The sequence below is a fragment of the Propionicimonas sp. genome (genome assembly GCF_034927565.1).
GTDB lineage: Bacteria > Actinomycetota > Actinomycetes > Propionibacteriales > Propionibacteriaceae > Propionicimonas.
Window position 1 is genome coordinate 1 of sequence record NZ_JAYFPT010000052.1, and the last position, 16,221, is coordinate 16,221.

Below are 16,221 nucleotides of genomic sequence, written 5' to 3' on the forward strand. Positions count from 1 at the left end.
CAGAGCAGGGTGCCCGCGGTCGACCGCGCGGTGACGATCCTCGACCAGGTCGCCCGGGACGGCCGTCCCCTGCAGCTGGCCGAACTCACCAGGCAGGTGGCTCTGCCCAAGTCGACCGTGTTCGCCGTCTGCCAAGCTCTGGTCGCCGAGCGCTTGCTCAGCCGGGGCGTGGACGGCAGCTACCGGCTCGGCCCTGCTGTCGCGGAGCTTGCCGCCGCGCGGCGCCAGCGTGGCACCGCCGTCCAGCACATCGGGATGAGCGTGCCGAACTCGACCAACCCCTTCTTCGACGCCGAACTCGCCGCCGCGCGGTCCGAGGCCCAGGTGGCAGGGGCGGCGTTCGACCAGCTCGCTGCCGACCAGGATGTCGCGCACCAGGCGCGGGACATCGTCCGGCTCACCGGCCTCGGGGTCGAACTGCTGGTCGTCGACCCGGTGGCCAGCGACGGGCTGGAGGAGGCGCTCGACCACGCCCGGGAACGGGGCGTCACCATCGTCTCGGTGAACGGCGCCACCGCGGGTGCCGACGCGACGGTGGTGACCGACAACGCCCAGGCCGGCGCCCTGGTCGCCCGTCATCTCGCCGCCCGCCTGGGCGGTCAGGGCCGGGTCGTGATCGTGGGCGGCGCGCCCGTCACCGCCATCACCGACCGCATCGAGGGGTTCCGTACCGCGCTCGCCGAGTCGCCGGGCGTGGACCTGGTCGGTATCGAGCCGGGCGACAACTCCCGGGCCGCCGGACGGGAGGCGGCGCGGCGATTCCTGGCGTCCACCCCGGACGTGGCCGGTGTGTTCGCGATCAACGACCTGACCGCGCTCGGCGTGATCGACATCGTTGGAACCACCTCCTCACCCCCGAAGGTGGTGTCGGTGGACGGGTCGGCGGCCGCGATCGCGGCGATCGCCAGCGGCGGTCCGCTGATCGCCACCGCCGCCCAGGAACCGGATCGGCTGGCCCGGATCGCCGTGCGCACCGGACTCAACCTGGCCAACGGGACGGCCCCGGCTGGCCGCACGCTCACCCTGCCCACCCGGTTGATCACCGCCGACGACCTGGCGTCCTACCAGCCGTGGGGGCTGGCATGACCGAGCCGACCCGCCGCCCCGCGGTGCCCGGGGTCGCCCGAGCAGCGGCGATTCTCCACGAGGTCGCCCGCACCGACGGCCAGACACTGAGTTCGATCGCTGGCAATGTCGGTCTGGCCAAGTCGACCACGTCCGACGTCACGGTAGCGCTGGCCGGACAGCTCCTGCTGACCCGGGACGGCGCCGGACGCTTCCATCTCGGCGCCCGGATCGACCAGTTCGCCGCCGGCTGGGTCGGCCAGACGTCGGCTCTGCGCCGCTTCCGGCGCGCCTGCGAACGCCATCCCGCGCTCGCCGGTCACACCGTTCTGCTGCTGGCGCCCAACGGGTCGGCGCTGCTCTGTGTCGATGTCAGGCTCGGCACCCGGCCGCTGCCGCAGACCCCGCGCCCAGGCATGCGTCTGAGCCTGACGGAGTCGGTGGAGGGCGCAGAGCTGCTGCGCTGCATGCCGGTCGGCGCCCTTCACGACCTGCTCGCCGACTCCCTGGCCCACGAAGGCCTCGACGACTCCTTCGTGGCGCTGGTCGAGCAGGCAGCCCTGACCTCACGCACCCCCGATCGGGTGATGATCGCCGACGGACTGGACGCGGTCGCGGCTGCGGGCGAACTCGTCGCCGGGGTCTGGGTGGTCGTCAGCGCACAGCTTCCGACGGCAACACCCGCCACCCAGGCGGAGGAGATCCGCGCCAGCCTCCGGGCACTGCTCACTGACCTCGCCGCCGGAGAGACGAGCAGGTGAACCGGCTGACGCCCGGCAGGCCACCGGGTCAACCCTTGAGCCAGACCACCTCATAGCCGTCGAGTTCCACAGCCCCGGCCACATCTCGTCCGGTCACCAGGTCAGTGCCGGGCCAGGGCAGGCGCAACGACTGCGGAGAATCGACGACGCTCTGCAGGCAGAGCACCCGTCCGGCCGGACCGGATCGCTCGATGGCGAAGATCCCGGCTCCCAGGTCGAGTACCCGTCCCGCGGCCGCCGGCGCGAACGCCGGTTCGTCCGCCCGGGCCCGCAACAACCGGCGCAGCCCGGTGACCACCTGGGCGCGGCGGCCTTGCGGATCGGCGAGTTCGGCCTCAAGCGTGGCCAGGTCGAACTTCTCGCGGTTGATGGAGCGGTTCTGACCGCTGGCAGCGGCCCCGTCCGGGTCCCCCCGGGAACCGAGCAGGCTGTGGACGTACAGCGCCGGCACCCCGGGCAGGGCCAGCATGACCGCGTGTGCGGCCAGGAAGCGGGCGACCACCAGCGACGTCGGCTCGCCGGAACCCGGGTCACTGAGTGCGTCGTAGTAGTTCGCGTTGAGCTCGTAGACCCGGTTGCTGCCGTCCGGACCGGTCATCTGGCCGACCAGACCGCCGTGCGCCTGCACCCGTGCCACCAGGGCGTCCACCTCGTCCGGGCGCAGGATGTCCTCAACGCCCCGCACCCCGATACCATCGTGCGAGGCCAGGAAGTTGAGGAAGGCGGTTCCTGTCCCCGGGAGTTCCAGACCTGCCGCCCAGCGCGACAGAGCCGTGGAATCACCGGTGCCGAAGGTGTGCAGTACCAGTGGCGGGAGCGCGAAGTTGTACACCAACTGCGCCTCGTCCTGGCCATCGCCGACATAGGAGATGTTCTCCGCGTGCGGCACGTTGGTCTCGGTGATGATCACCACCCAGGGCGCCACCAGGTCGAACAGGGTGCGCCAGAACTGGATCACCCGGTGGGTCTGCGGCAGATGGACCGACGGCGTCCCCGGCTGTTTCCACAGGTAGGTGACGGCGTCCAGTCGCAGGAAGCGGGCGCCGCGCAGTGCGTAGTCGAGCAGCACCTCCGACATCTCCAGCAGTACCTCGGGGTTGCCGTAGTCGAGGTCGATCTGGTCGCCGGAGAAGGTGGTCCAGACCTGGCGGCGGCCGTGAACGGTGTCGAATGCGGTCAGCAGCGGTGAGGTGCGCGGGCGGACCACCGTCGAGAGGTCGGCGGCGGGATCCGGGGTGAGGAAGTACCCGGAGTACGGCTGCTCGCCGGCGAGAAACCCCTGGAACCACCGGCTCCGGGACGAGACGTGGTTCACCACCGCGTCCAGCATCAGGTCGAAGCGTTCGCCCAGGCGGTCAATGTCGGCCCAGTCGCCCCAGTCCGGCCGGACCGTCCGGTAGTCGATGACGGAGAAGCCGTCGTCGGAACTGAAGGGAAAGAAGGGCAGCAGGTGGACCGCGCTGAAGTCTCCCCCGAACCGCTGCAGGAACCGGCCGAGGGTCGCCAGCGGAGGCTCGCCGGGGGTGGTCAGCTGGTCGCCGTAGCAGATCAGGACGGTGTCGGCGGCCGACAACTCGGTCAGGGGACGCGCCACCGCCGCCAGCGGCGGACGCCAGTTCTCCACCAGGGAGACGAAAGCCGGCAGAAGCTCGGCCCCACGGCCGGGATAGAGGAACTCCAGATGCTCGGCGAGCCTGGCCCGCAGGTCGGTCTCGGATGCGGTCACGGAACGGTCCAGCGGGGGTCGCAGAGCCAGTCGATCGCCGCCATCGCCGTCCAGGACTGCTGCGGCGAGCCGAGCGGTTCACCGGTCGCCGGCTGGTAGTACTCGGCGAAGTGGCCGTCCGCCGCCAATTGCTCCAGCCCGGGTCCGCGGAGCGCGTCGGCCAGCGTCCGGTCGCCCCGCAGCAGCGCGGCGTGCGCCAGCAGCCAGTTCATGATCGGCCAGACCGGCCCCCGCCAGTAGGTACGTGGACGGTAGTCGGGCGATTCCGGCGTCACGCTGGGCGGCAGCGGGAACCGGAGACTCCGGTGACCCATCCAGCGTTCACCCAGCAGCAGTCGCCGTTGCTGGGTGACCAGAGCGTCCGGGCCGCCGCAGATCAGCAGGGAGAACCCGGCGATGGTCTCGGAACGAATCCAGGCCTGCGCCCGTAGGTCGTAGTCGCGGCACAGGCCGGTGTCCGGATCGAGGCTCGCGGCCACCGCCGCCCGGCAGGTGTCTGCCCGGGCACGTTCGGCCTCCGCCCGCTCGCGGTCGCCGAGGTCGTCGGCGAGCACCGCCAGATCATCGGCAGCCAGGGCGAGGACGGCGGTCAGGAAGACATCCCCGCAGCGGAAGTCGACGGTGCGGGCGGCCAGTGCATCGTCAAAGTGGACGTCGGCCAACTGGTTCACCAGCCACAAGTAGCGCTGGTACTCGGTGTCGGTGGGGCGCTCGGACGCGTCCGCGTGCTGCAGATCGGTGCGCGGCAGGTCGTAGTGGACCCGCGGGTGGACCGCCGCATAGCAGGAGTCGAACCGGGGGGAGTTGTCCATGCCCGACTCCCAGCCGTGGTGGATCTCCACCAGGCCGTGCGGGTCGAGCACCCGGCTGCCGCTCAGCCAGTCGTGCCAGGACGCCAGTCGTCCGATGGACTCCCGGACGAACTCCTCGGCCTCGGCCTGCGCCGCTCCGCCGGCGCGCCGGGCGGTGTCCAGCAGACTGCGGACGGCGATCGCATGCACCGGGGGCTGGCAGATGCCCGAGGTCTGGATCCCGGCTGGCCGCGCCGGGGCGTCGGCCGTTCGCCAGGCCTCCGGGCCGGGGAAGTAGTCGGTCTGGTCGGAGAAGACGATGTGCGGCAGCATCCCGGTGGACCACTGCGCGGCCAGTACCGTCCGCAGTTCGGTGATCGCGCGGCTGACGTCGAGCTGGGCCAGCCCGATCGCGATGAACGCGGCGTCCCAGGACCACTGGTGCGGGTAGAGCGCGGGTCCGGCTTTCATCATGTGGCCCAGATCGTTGGCCCGCAGCACGGCGCCCGCAGCCTGCAGCAGACCGTCCTGGCTCAGGACAGCGTCCACGTCAGACCTGTTTCAGGGTCGAAGAGGCGCACCGCTCGCGGCGGTAGTTCCAGGTGGATGGCCTGTCCTGCGGTGACGGTGCTCTCCGCCGGCACCTGCACCTTCACCTGGCTCTGTCCGACCTGTGCGGTCAGCAGCGTCGCGGCACCCAGCGGCTCAACCACCAGCACCTCGGCGGGCACCCGTCCCGCAGCGGGGTCGGGGTGCACCACCAGGGACTCGGCACGGATGCCGATCCGCACCGCACCCTGGCCCGGTGCGCCCGGGGGCGCATCGACCAGGTGGCCGGCGATCGAGATCCCGCCGGGCGTCAGCGTGCCGTCCAGGAAGTTCATCGGCGGCGAGCCGATGAAGCCGCCCACGAAAGTGTCGGCCGGATGGTTGTAGATCTCGAGCGGACCACCGAGCTGGCTGATCTTCCCGGCACGCATCACCGCCACCGAGTCGCCCAGCGACAGCGCCTCGGACTGGTCGTGGGTGACGTAGACGGTGGTGGTACCCAGTTGCCCGACGATCCGCTTCAGTTCCGAGCGGAAGGACAGCCGCAGCAGGGCGTCCAGGTTCGACAGCGGCTCGTCCATCAGCAGCACGTCGGCGTCCACCACGATCGCGCGCGCCACCGCCACCCGTTGCCGCTGCCCGCCCGACAGCTGGGCGGGGAACCGGTCCAGGTAGGGGCCCAGCTGCAACAGGTCGGCAGCCCAGGCCACCTTCTGGTCGATCTCGGCCTGGGGAAGCTTGCGCATCTTCAGTCCGAAGGCGATGTTGTGCCGCACCCGGCGGTGCGGGAACACCGCGTAGGACTGGAAGACCATCGACAGGTTGCGCTGGTGGACCGGCAGGTAGGTGATGTCGCGCCCGCCCACGGCGATGCCACCTGAGGTCGGCAGTTCAAGCCCGGCAATCTGGCGCAGCAGGGTCGTCTTGCCGCAGCCGGACGGTCCGAGCAGCACCATGAACTCTCCGTCGGCGATGTGCATCGAGATGGAGTCGTTGGCCCGCTCGGTGCTCCCGGGATACACCTTCACGAGGTTGTCGATGACGATGTCAGCCATGGCGGGTCTCCGGTGAGGTGGTGGTCATCTGATGGTCGTCCCCCACATGTTCAGCAGGTACTTGCGCATCACGGCGATGAACAGCAGGGCCGGCAGGACGAGCACGAAGCCTCCGGCGAACCGGAAGGCCATCGGCGAGTCCGAGAGCGAGCTGAGGACGAGGGCGGGGATGGTCCGCTGGGTGAAAGTCAGGATCGTGGCGCCCAGCACCTCGTTCCAGCTGGTGACGAAGGTGAAGATGGACGCGGCTGCGATCCCGGGCAGTGCCAGCGGCAGCACGACCCGGACGAAGGCCCCGACCGGGCTGCAGCCGAAGATCCGGGCAGCCTCCTCGGCGTCCACCGGTACTGACACGAACACGCTGGCGGTGATCAGGATGGTGGTCGGCAAGGCCAGCGCGGTGTGCAGCAGGATCACCGCCAGCGGGGTGTCGAAGATGCCGGCGGTGAGGAACACCGAGGCCAGCGGCACCGAGAGCACGACGATCGGCAGCGCCCGGGTGAACAGCAGGAACAGCTGGTAGGGGTCCTTGCCGCGGAAGGCGAACCTCGCCAGGGCGTAGCCGGCCGGGGCACCCACCAGGGTGGAGACCAGCAGGGTGCCGATGCCGACGTACAGGGAGTTGATGAAACCGGCCAGGACACCGGTCGAGGCCAGGAAGGTCGCCATGGTCTCGGTGTCGAAGTACTGCGGCCACAGCGGCTGCGGGAAGACGTTGAGCCCGGCGCGGGAACTGAACGCCGCGACCGCGATGAGGTAGATCGGAATCGCCATGAACAGGCTGATCGCGACGCAGAGCACCTGCAGCCCTGCCCGCCGCCGTTTGTGGGCGCGCAGCGGAGCGTAGTCGATCGGGACGGGAGTGGGCTGGCTCATCGCGCCTCCGCTGTCGTCTGGTCGCGCAGCAGCCGCAGGTAGATCACCGCGGTGAGCATCGAAACACCAAGGATCACCAAGGCGTAGACCGCTGCCACGTGCGGGTTGTGCAGCACCGAATACCACCGGTAGGTCTCCCCCACCAGCAGCGGGAAGGCCTCGCCGGTCAGCGCCTGGGCGACCGCAAAGGTCTGGAAGGCCAGGATCGTCCGCAGGATCAACGCCACCTGCAGGCTGGGCCGCAGCAGCGGCAGGGTCACCTGCCAGAGCCGCTGCCAGTAGGTCGCTCCGAAGACCGCTGCGGCTTCGCCGTAGTCCTTCGGGATGCCCTGCATGCCGGAGACGACGATCACCAGCACCAGGGAGGTGGCCCGCCAGATCTCCGCGATCGTGACCGCGACGAACATCGTCGTCGGGCTCTCGTAGTTCAGCCAGCTCACCGGTTGCAGGCCGACCATGACGAAGACGGAGTTGAGGTAACCGCGATCGGCGAAGATCGACAGCCACACCAGCCCGGCCGCCAGGTCGGAGACCGCGAGCGGGATCGCCCACAGGTAGAAGTACACCCCGCTCAGCTTGGGCCGCGCCTGCAGCGCGAGCGCCATCACCAGCGCGAGCAGGAACTGCAACGGGATCACCGCCACGATGAGCAGCAGCGTGTTGCGCACCGCGTCACCGAACTTCGGGTCCTCCACCATCCGTTGGGCGTGTTCCAGGGTGAATCCGGCGTCACCAGTGAAGGCGGTGCGGACACCCTCGACCATCGGATAGCCGAACAGGAACAGCATGAACACGATGGACGGCAGGATCAGCCAGAACGCGGGCGAGCGGGGCTGACGCCGCGTCGCGACGACAGCCCCTTCGCTCTCCCGAGGCGGTGCGGACACGTCCCTGCCTCAGCCGACGGCGCAGACGCCGGCACCGATCGGGTCGGGTGCCCAGCACGGAACCTTCGCCTCGTCCAGGATCTTCTGCATGATCTCCGCCTGCGCAGTCACGACCGACTTCGGGGACTGGCCCTGCAGGCAGATCGCGGTGAAGCAGTCCTTGAACACCTGCGACATCTCGCCGTCCTTGGCACCCAGGCCGATCGGAGGCAGGGCGAGCAGCGCGTCCGGGGAGGACGCCTGGGCCGCGACGGCGGCCGCCTCCAGCGAGATCGGTGCGGGCAGGTCGCTCGGCAGGTCGGCCTTCACCACGGGGAAGAAGGCGTTCTGCCGCAGCACGTCGAGTTGGGCCTGTGGTGTGGACAGCGCGTTGATCACCGTGGTCGCCTGTGCCTTGTCGGCGTCCTTCGGGACTGCGAACCCGGCGATGATCAACATGTAGCCCAGCCCCTTCGGGCCCGTCGGGGAGGGCACCATCAGCCAGTCGTCCGGCTTCTCCTTCGGGGCGTCGACCAAGCGTGCGACGTGGTCCCAGGCGACCAGCACCTCGCCACGGGCGAGTGGTTCCTGCATGTTGTCGTAGTTGGTGGAGGCGGGGTTCATGGCCTTCCACAGCCGCTGCATGTACTCCCAGGCGGCGATCGCATCGTCGGAGGTGAAGCGCGTCACCTGGGCACCGGTGAAGGACGGCAGCAGGTAGCCCTGGACCCAGCGATGGTAGAGGCCCTTCGGCCCGGCGGGGAACCCGAAGATGGCGCTCCCGGTGGCCTTCTTGCCCGCCTCAGCCCACGCGACGTAGTCGTCGTAGGTCAGGTGGTTGACGTCGGCACCGGCGGGCAGGTAGTCCAGTGCCTTCTTGTTGACGGCGACCACATAGGACGCCTGCATCCACGGGATGTACTTCTGGGTGGTGCCGCCGAACTTGCCCAGGGCGAGCATGTCGTCGGAGATTCCCGCCGCCGCAGCGGCGGGCACCAGATCGTCCACGTCAGCCAGGTAGTCGGTCAGCGGGGCGAGATCGCCATGGAGTGCACCGAGCAGGCCGATCTCTGCCTTGCCCGACCCGACCAGGGTCTGCACCTGGGTGGTGAAGTCGCCCACGGCCAGGGAGTTGAAGGACACCTTCGGGTCGGTCACCCGGTCGGCGAGGATCTTCTCGAAACGCTGTTTCTCCTCCACCGGCGTGAACTGGGTGGACAGGAACATGAAGCTGGAGCCACCGGTCGTGCTGGCACCAGTGCACCCGGCGAGCGTGGACGCGAGCGGAATGGCGATGGACACACCGGCGCCCATCTTGAGGAAGGAGCGGCGTGATGATTGACGCCCTCCCAGGTCCCACGGAACTGACATCATCGTCTCCCTCGGAGTACCCACTAATGTGTGATAATCGAACAATACGCGTCTCGCTACGGTTGTCAAGAGGTCTGGGCAGGGCCCAGAAAGGAGGGGCAGCATGCCACCGAAGGTTTCCGTAGCCAGCCCCGGATTGCTGCTCGCCCGGATTCGGGCCGCCGGCGGACTGACCCGCCAGGCGCTGCTGCAGGAGACCGGGATGTCGCGGTCCACCCTCTACACCCGGCTCGATCAGTTGCTCGGAGCCGGTCTGCTGGTGGAGTCCCGCTCCGGCTCGCCCACCGGTGGCCGCCCGGCGAGCATGCTCACCTTCGACGCCGCCGACCGCGTCGTCCTGGCCCTCGACCTCGGCCATCATCTCGCGCGGGTCTCGGTGTGCAGCACCGAGGGGGTGCCGTTGGCCGAGCGGCGCGTGCAGACCGCGGCCAGCAGTGGGATCGCCGACGTGGTGGCCAGCCTGTCCGACATTGGCCACGAACTGCTCGACGGCTTCGACGACCAGTTGATCGGGGTGGGCGTGGCGATCCCCGCCCCCGTCCAGACCCACACCGGCATCCGCTGGCGATCCGTTGCCCTGCCGGACGCCGACTACCCGATGCTCGACGATCTGCGGCGCCGCTTCGACACCCTGGTCTGCCTGGAGAACGACGCCCGCGCCCTGGCGCTCGGTACCCTCCCCGACGGGGTGGAACTGGGGGACGACGACGTGCTGCTCGCGGTCAAGTTCTCCACCGGCATCGGGGCCGGCATCATGACCGGCCCGGCGATCATGCGAGGCTCAACCGGGTCGGCCGGCGACATCGGCCACATGCGGGTGACCAATGGTGGCGCGGTGTGCACCTGCGGGGCACGCGGCTGCCTCGCCGCGACCGCTGCCGGACGTTCCCTGGTCCGCGATGCCGCCCGGGACGACATCGCCACCGCGGAGGACCTCCGCCGGCTCTACCAGGCCGGTGATCCCCAGGTCGTCGAACTCGTCACGAGCGCGGCCGCCCTGCTCGGCCGGACGCTGGCCGGACTTGCCCATGCACTGAACCCGGCGGTGATCGGCATCGGGGGCACCCTCGGCAGCACCCCGGGCGTCTTCGAGACGATCCAGACGACCATTCGGGAGTTCTCCGCCTCCCGCATCCACGAGCACGCCTCCGTCCGGCTGCTCGACCACCAGCGCAGCAGCGTCGGGCTGGCCCGCCTCGTCACCGATACGGCGTTCAGCCCGACCCGGGTCGACGCCATGCTGGACGAGTGACGAACGCCTGCCGATCTCCTCGGAGGTGCATGGCCGGCTTGTGCACCACCTCCCACAGGTTGCGCACAAGCTGCCGCGCTACGGTGAATGTCGGCAGCGTTCCCCCGGCTGGCCCCGGTCCGGCCGGCGTTGCCGTCTGTGCCCCGATGCAGGCCGCCGCACGCCTGCAGAGAGTTCCTCGTCTGACATGACCATCAAAGCCGTTCCGGCCGCCGTCCTCGGTCTGGCCCTCGTCCTCACCGCCTGCACCAGCACGGCAGTGCCCGACACCTCGAGCCAGGCGTCGTCCCAGGCCAGCACCGATCCCGGCGCCAGTGCCGACGCGGCGACAGAGGCCCCCGAGGTCGATCGGGCTCCGTCCGGAGAGCTGCCCACGATCAGCTTCGACGAGGAAGGCCTGCCCACGATGGAAACGGTCGCCGCCGATCCGCCCACGGTCATCACGGTGAAGACCCTGACCAGCGGGGACGGCACCCAGGTCACGGCCGGCGACTACGTCCAGGTGAACTACGCGGGCTTCCTGTGGACCGACGGCAGCCAGTTCGACTCCTCCTACGAGAACGGCGAACCGGTCGGCTTCTCGCTGGACCAGGTGGTGGACGGCTGGAAGTACGGGCTGGCCGGCACGCACGTCGGCGACCGCGTCCTGGTGGTGGTCCCGCCGGACTACGGCTACGGCGACGAGGAGAGCGACTCCATTCCGGCCGGCTCGACGCTGGTCTTCGTGGTCGACATCCTCACCACCATCACCGTCACCACGGAGGCGTTGACGTCCGCCACCCCGACCCAGGCCACGCTGCCGGACGGCGTCACGGTGACCGGTGACCTCGGCACCGAGCCCACCCTGACCTTTGCCGCGGACGCCGTCGCGCCGACCGAGGAGCAGGCCATCGTGCTCGCCGAGGGCACCGGGGCGGTCGTAACCGAGACCGACTCGTTGCTCTACCACGTGGTGGGCGGCTACTGGGGCGAGGAGACCTCGTCCAGCTGGTCGGCCTCCTACCAGCAGATCGATGGCGGTGGCGGCGAGGCGACCGTGGGCAAGCGGGTCGGCTCGCGCCTGCTGCTGATCTACCCGGCGGACGAGGAGACCGAAACCCCCGCCGAGGCGATCGTGATCGATCTGCTGGCCGCCATCCCCGCCGCTCAGTAGCCACCCGTCTGCGTTCCGAGCTGTCACGAGCAGGCGAAGGCCACGACCTGGTACGCGCTCTAGACCGCCGCTGGTTCGGACTCCTTCAGGAAGGTCTGGATCCGCTCGATCCTCGTCGCGGGCTTCTTCTCGCCGGCTGCGATCGCCACATCCAGACGATTCCGGGCCGGCGCCAGCGGGCAGGTGACGTAGTTCGTGAATGCGCACGGGAAGGAGTGCGCCTTGTTGAAGTCGACGATCGTGTCCGCATCGGCCTCGATGTCGGGAATCGGAACCAGCCGACCATTGCCGTAGGTCTCGTTGCCGCTGGTCTGGTCGGTGAAGTGGACGCTGCCCTCCAGCACGCCGGTGTCGTCGTTCGGCCGTCCGTTCACCTCGAGGGTGTACTCCCGGCCGTCGAGGGCGAAGGTGACGGTGCCGATGACGTGTCGTTCCTCCTTGACGCCCTTCTCGATGGTCTCAACCTGGAGGTGCTCGTCGGCGGATCGGGAGAACCGGCCCGGAACCACCCAGCGGGTGTCGAGGGGGAACGTCGGCAGGTCGTCGAAACTGCGTCGTTCGGCCTCCTTCGGGTCGCGGACCCGCACTCCGTAGATGTCGCTCCCGTCGTAGTCGGTCCGCTTGATCGTCTCGACCTTCTTGCCCTGGTAGAGGGCCTTGACCAGCGAGTACTTGAAGCCGTGGGGGATCACCGTCGGTTCGGTGACCGGCACGCCGTCGATCTCGATGGTGTCGTCGGCCCCCGGGAGATAGGTGATCACGTCCCCGTCCAGCTGAAACGCCCCGGGGATCCCCTCGACCTGCAGCGGCTCACCGTCAGTGAACCAGTCCTGGCTGGCCATGGCGATCCAGCCGTGCGGCGCGGTCAGCGCGCTGATCCGGTCCGCGTGCCACTTCTTCCACTCCGCCTCGTACTCGGGTGTCACTTCTCCCATCGGAACTTCCTTTCGCCTGCTGTGGGTGGATGCCCTGCCATGGGACGGACCGGGCTGGCTTTCTCGCCTAACGTACATGACATCCATCACTGATGCATCAGTTGACAGCCTTTAGTACGTCATCTTAGGATCTTGCACATGTCACCACGCCTGTTCGGAAGGGGAACGCCCATGGTCGACCATGGCGGACGTCCCCCCGGGCGCGGCGCCTGGCGGGTGAAGGCATGACCGCTTCCCTGGCCAGTGACACCATCTACAGCGAGCTCCGGCGCCGGATCGTCTTCGCCGAACTCTCGCCGGGCGCCGAGATCGACATTGAGGCGTACGCCAAGGAGTTCAAGTCCTCGCGTACCCCGGTCCGCGACGCCCTGCGCCGCCTTGATCACGATGGGCTGGTGGACGTCCACCCGCGAGCCGGCTGCCGGGTTTCGCGGGTGTCGATGAAGGATCTGGTCGACATCCTCGACGTGCGCGAGGCGGTAAGCCCGATGGCGAGCCGGCTGGCCGCGCTGCGGGCGACTCCGGCCGAGATCGACGAGCTCGAGGCGATCGCGGAGAACGGCTACGCCGGCGCCGCCGACGTGAAGTCGATCCTGTCGGCCTCCCAGCTCTTCCACTGCCGGGTGGCCAAGCTGTCGCACAATCCACGCCTGCACGAGATCACCGAGCACACCCTTGAGGACATGGAGCGCATCATGCGGTTGTGCGGCAAGGCGCCGATGGCCTCGGAAAAGCCATTGAGCGACCACCACCGGCTGCTGCAGGCCTTCCGCGAGCGTGATGCCGACGCGGCCGCCGCGATCGAACTTGCTCACATCCAGCGCGGCCGAGGGCTCCTGATCGACCTGGCCACCAGCACTCAGGCGTTGTTCGACACCCGTGTTGCTGACGAGTCCCGGGGGGGACGACGCTCGTGATGCTCCTCGATTCCAGGCTCCGGGAGTGTCTCCCCGACCCACGCGGCGCTGCCGCTGGATCCCACTGGCGTCCTGCGTCCGACGCCAGTCGCGCAGGCAGCCGATGTCGATGTTCCGCCGGTAACCCCTGCTGACCGCTGCTTGTCAGGTGCACCTCCGTGGTGCGCCAGGCCCTGTGAGGGCCTGAACCAGACCCTGCCTCGCGCCCGGAGGACCGGAACCTCCGGTTCAGCCGTTTCCCCACCCTTGGACGGCGGAGCCCTGTCCACCGACTGGTCGACCGCCGAACCCGTACCGATTTCACGACTTGAGGAACACCATGAACGACAAGACTCTCCACACCGGAGTTCGCTATGCGGTCGCCACCGCCAGTGTGCTAGCTCTGGGCACTCTCGCGGCCTGCGGTTCGACAGCTGCCGCGAACCCGCAGAACCAGACGACCTCCACCTCGACCGACACCGCCTCCTCCACCAGCGAGAAGACGAACTTCAAGATCGGCGTCGGCGCTGACAACCCGACGGAGGCCGCGGTCGTGACCTACCTGTCCGAGAAGCTGGCCCCCGAGCACGGTATCTCCATCGAATTGGTGCAACTGGAGGACAGCCGCCACCTCAACGAAGCCGTCAACGCCGGCGAACTCGACGGCCACATCGCCATCCACGACCCGTACCTGCAGTCGGTGCTGGCCGAGCAGCCAGACTGGCAACTGGCCTCGTCCTCTCCGGTGTACAGCTCGATCCTGACCATCTCCTCGCGCAAGCACACCTCGCTGGACGACATCCCCAGCGGGGCGACGGTCAGCATCCCCGACGATCCGTCCAACGAGGCCAAGAGCGTGGAGTTCCTCGCCGACCAGGGCCTGATCGCGCTGGCAGACGTCGAGCAGGGCACCTCGACCATCGAGGATGTGACCGACAACCCGCACAACCTCCAGTTCGTCAAGGTGGCAGGTCAACAGCTCGCCCGCAGCCTGGACGACGTCGACTTCAGCGTCGTCCAGTCCACCTACCTGAGGGCAGCCGGTGTCGGACGGGAGGTCGAACTGGTGCGCGCCCCGCAGCCGGACTACCTGGCGATCGTCCTCGTCACCCGCACCGAGAATGCGCAGGGCGAGGACTTCGCCAAACTCCGCGACACCATCGAGGATCACAAGCTCGACGACTACATCGACCAGACCTTCGGGGACGTCATCGCAGGCGTGCGCTGAGCGAACTGGAACGGCGAGGGAGCAAGACGATGACGACGATGGTGAAGGTCGACGACCTGGTCAAGCACTATGGCGAGGGAGAAGATCGGATCACCGCTCTCGACGGGGTCTCCTTCGAACTCGAGAAGGCGACGATCACCGCCATCGTCGGGCCCAGCGGCTCGGGGAAGAGCACCCTCGCCCGATGCATCAACTCCCTGGTCAAACCGACAAGTGGCCGGATCAGCATCGCCGGTGCTGATCCGGCCACCCAGACCGTCGAAAAGCGCCGCACCATCGGGACGATCTTCCAGGGCTCCAGCCTGCAGCGCCGGCGGACCGCGCAACGCAACGTCATGCTGCCGCTGGAGTTCGCCGGTTGGAAAAAGGCGGACGCCCAGGCCCGGGCCAACGAACTGCTCGCCCTCGTCGGGCTGGACGGACGCGGTGCTGCCTACCCCGGGGAGTTGTCCGGAGGCCAGAAACAGCGGGTGGGCATTGCCCGGGCATTGGCACTGCTTCCCTCCGTCCTGCTCGCCGACGAGGCCACCACGGGGCTCGACCACGCGAACCGGGCCTCTGTCCTCCAACTGCTCCGTGACCTTCGCGCCGAACTCGGCCTGACCATCATCCTGATCACCCACGAGATGGACGCTGCCCGCGAGATCGCCGACGACGTGCTGCTGCTGGCAGACGGTCGGATCGTCGAACGCGGCGCGATCCGCGACCTCGTGCTGCAGGACTCGAAGGTGCGGGGGAACCTGTTCCCCGCTCGTCCTCACCTGGTAGCCACCGATCGCCACAACTACCGGATCCACTACGCCAGACAGAACGTTCCACTGGACTGGGTGGCGCGGCTGTCGCAGCGCCTGCCCGAACCGTTGCAGGTGCTCGGCGCCACGATCGAGGAACTCAAGGGCGAGGCGGTCGGCTACATGATCGTCGCCAACACAGCCGGGCCCGAGGAACTCGCCCGCGCTGCCGACGGTTTCGGCCTGCAGATCCACGAGTTGGAGGCCGTCGATGCCTGAGATCGGCTTCCCGCTGCTGGAGCTGGATCGCTCCCTGGCGGACTACGTGGCGCTCGTGCTGCCCGCGCTCGGCGCGACGTTGGCCATGGTGGGCATTGTCTTCCCGATCACCCTCCTGTTCGGCTTGCCGCTGGCCCTGGTCCTGGCCAATACCGGCCGCCACGGCCTGTTCCCGCACAAGCCGACCCACCAGGTGCTGTCGGTGATCGTCAACGTGGGCAGGTCGATTCCCTTCCTGATCCTGATGGCAGCGGTGATCCCGCTCAGCCGGCTGATTGTCGGCACCTCTCTCGGTGTCCCCGGCGCCATCGTCCCGCTGACCCTGGCCTGCATCCCCACCTTCACCCGCCTGGTGGAGAGCAGCCTGCGGGAGGTCCCCCGGGACGTGATCGAGGCGGGTTTCGCCTCCGGCGGCACCCGGTGGCAGCTGATTCGCAAGGTACAGCTCCCTGAGGCACTCCCCGGCCTGGTCAGCAACACGACCATCGGGCTGATCAATATTGTCGACGGCACTGCCATCGCGGGTGCGGTCGGCGCGGGCGGGCTGGGCTATCTGGCGTTGTCCTACGGCTACAACCGCTTCGACGGCACCATGATGCTCATCTGTGTGGCGATCCTGGTCGTGATCGCACAGACCATCCAGCTCTCCGGCGATGCCCTGGCCGTGAGACTTCGCAAGGATTGAGC

General features: G+C 68.7%; 15 protein-coding genes. 8 read left to right on the forward strand and 7 right to left on the reverse strand.

All coding sequences use genetic code 11. The features are described from left to right. Together VB080_RS10380 and VB080_RS10385 are read left to right on the forward strand one after the other, a co-directional pair. Positions 1-1,086 (forward strand): substrate-binding domain-containing protein (locus tag VB080_RS10380; RefSeq protein ID WP_323418370.1); only part of this gene is annotated, 1,086 nt, incomplete at its 5' end. Next, positions 1,083-1,826 carry a hypothetical protein gene (locus VB080_RS10385; RefSeq protein ID WP_323418371.1) on the forward strand — a complete coding sequence of 248 codons (744 nt, stop codon included), beginning with the start codon at positions 1,083-1,085 and terminating at the stop codon, positions 1,824-1,826. The genes VB080_RS10380 and VB080_RS10385, both read left to right, overlap by 4 nt. A gap of 28 nt (positions 1,827-1,854) precedes the next feature. On the opposite strand, the gene VB080_RS10390 is transcribed toward VB080_RS10385, so the two are convergent. From VB080_RS10390 to VB080_RS10415, 6 genes are read right to left on the reverse strand one after another with little or no spacing between them, the layout of a single operon-like run. Continuing rightward, positions 1,855-3,552 carry a sugar phosphorylase gene (locus VB080_RS10390; RefSeq protein WP_323418372.1) on the reverse strand — a complete coding sequence of 566 codons (1,698 nt, stop codon included), beginning with the start codon at positions 3,550-3,552 and terminating at the stop codon, positions 1,855-1,857. Beyond that, positions 3,549-4,892 carry a glucosylglycerate hydrolase gene (ggh, locus tag VB080_RS10395; RefSeq protein WP_323418373.1) on the reverse strand — a complete coding sequence of 448 codons (1,344 nt, stop codon included), beginning with the start codon at positions 4,890-4,892 and terminating at the stop codon, positions 3,549-3,551. The genes VB080_RS10390 and ggh overlap by 4 nt, the downstream gene beginning before the upstream one ends. Continuing rightward, positions 4,877-5,947, reverse strand: coding sequence for an ABC transporter ATP-binding protein (locus tag VB080_RS10400; RefSeq protein ID WP_323418374.1), 1,071 nt, complete (start codon positions 5,945-5,947; stop codon positions 4,877-4,879). The genes ggh and VB080_RS10400 overlap by 16 nt, the downstream gene beginning before the upstream one ends. Before the next feature lie 24 nt (positions 5,948-5,971). Then, positions 5,972-6,823, reverse strand: coding sequence for a carbohydrate ABC transporter permease (locus tag VB080_RS10405; RefSeq protein WP_323418375.1), 852 nt, complete (start codon positions 6,821-6,823; stop codon positions 5,972-5,974). Beyond that, complete coding sequence (locus VB080_RS10410; RefSeq protein WP_323418376.1) at positions 6,820-7,710, reverse strand: sugar ABC transporter permease; 891 nt, start codon at positions 7,708-7,710, stop codon at positions 6,820-6,822. The genes VB080_RS10405 and VB080_RS10410 overlap by 4 nt, the downstream gene beginning before the upstream one ends. Positions 7,711-7,719: 9 nt before the next feature. Next, positions 7,720-9,060: an ABC transporter substrate-binding protein gene (locus VB080_RS10415; protein ID WP_323418377.1), complete on the reverse strand. Its 1,341-nt coding sequence runs from the start codon at positions 9,058-9,060 to the stop codon at positions 7,720-7,722. Between the two features lie 103 nt (positions 9,061-9,163). Here VB080_RS10415 and VB080_RS10420 point away from each other — a divergent pair, with 103 nt between their 5' ends. Together VB080_RS10420 and VB080_RS10425 are read left to right on the forward strand one after the other, a co-directional pair. Beyond that, complete coding sequence (locus tag VB080_RS10420) at positions 9,164-10,312, forward strand: ROK family transcriptional regulator (RefSeq protein ID WP_323418378.1); 1,149 nt, start codon at positions 9,164-9,166, stop codon at positions 10,310-10,312. Positions 10,313-10,499: 187 nt separating this feature from the next. After that, positions 10,500-11,465 (forward strand): FKBP-type peptidyl-prolyl cis-trans isomerase, encoded by a 966-nt coding sequence (locus VB080_RS10425; protein WP_323418379.1) that lies wholly within the window; start codon positions 10,500-10,502, stop codon positions 11,463-11,465. Between the two features lie 59 nt (positions 11,466-11,524). On the opposite strand, the gene VB080_RS10430 is transcribed toward VB080_RS10425, so the two are convergent. Next, entirely contained in the window at positions 11,525-12,400 is an 876-nt protein-coding gene (locus tag VB080_RS10430) for a DUF1684 domain-containing protein (protein ID WP_323418380.1), read from the reverse strand. A 224-nt stretch (positions 12,401-12,624) separates the two neighbouring features. On the opposite strand from VB080_RS10430, the gene VB080_RS10435 reads away from it, so the two are divergent. The 4 genes from VB080_RS10435 to VB080_RS10450 all read left to right on the forward strand — a co-directional run bounded on the left by VB080_RS10435 (position 12,625) and on the right by VB080_RS10450 (position 16,219). Beyond that, positions 12,625-13,317, forward strand: coding sequence for a GntR family transcriptional regulator (locus VB080_RS10435; protein WP_323418381.1), 693 nt, complete (start codon positions 12,625-12,627; stop codon positions 13,315-13,317). 319 nt (positions 13,318-13,636) lie between these two features. Beyond that, on the forward strand, positions 13,637-14,524 hold the full coding sequence (locus VB080_RS10440; RefSeq protein ID WP_323418382.1) for a MetQ/NlpA family ABC transporter substrate-binding protein: 888 nt from the start codon (positions 13,637-13,639) through the stop codon (positions 14,522-14,524). 29 nt (positions 14,525-14,553) lie between these two features. Continuing rightward, on the forward strand, positions 14,554-15,534 hold the full coding sequence (locus VB080_RS10445) for a methionine ABC transporter ATP-binding protein (RefSeq protein ID WP_323418383.1): 981 nt from the start codon (positions 14,554-14,556) through the stop codon (positions 15,532-15,534). Then, positions 15,527-16,219, forward strand: coding sequence for a methionine ABC transporter permease (locus VB080_RS10450; RefSeq protein WP_323418384.1), 693 nt, complete (start codon positions 15,527-15,529; stop codon positions 16,217-16,219). Before VB080_RS10445 ends, VB080_RS10450 begins: the two co-directional genes overlap by 8 nt. The last annotated feature ends 2 nt before the right edge of the window (positions 16,220-16,221 follow it).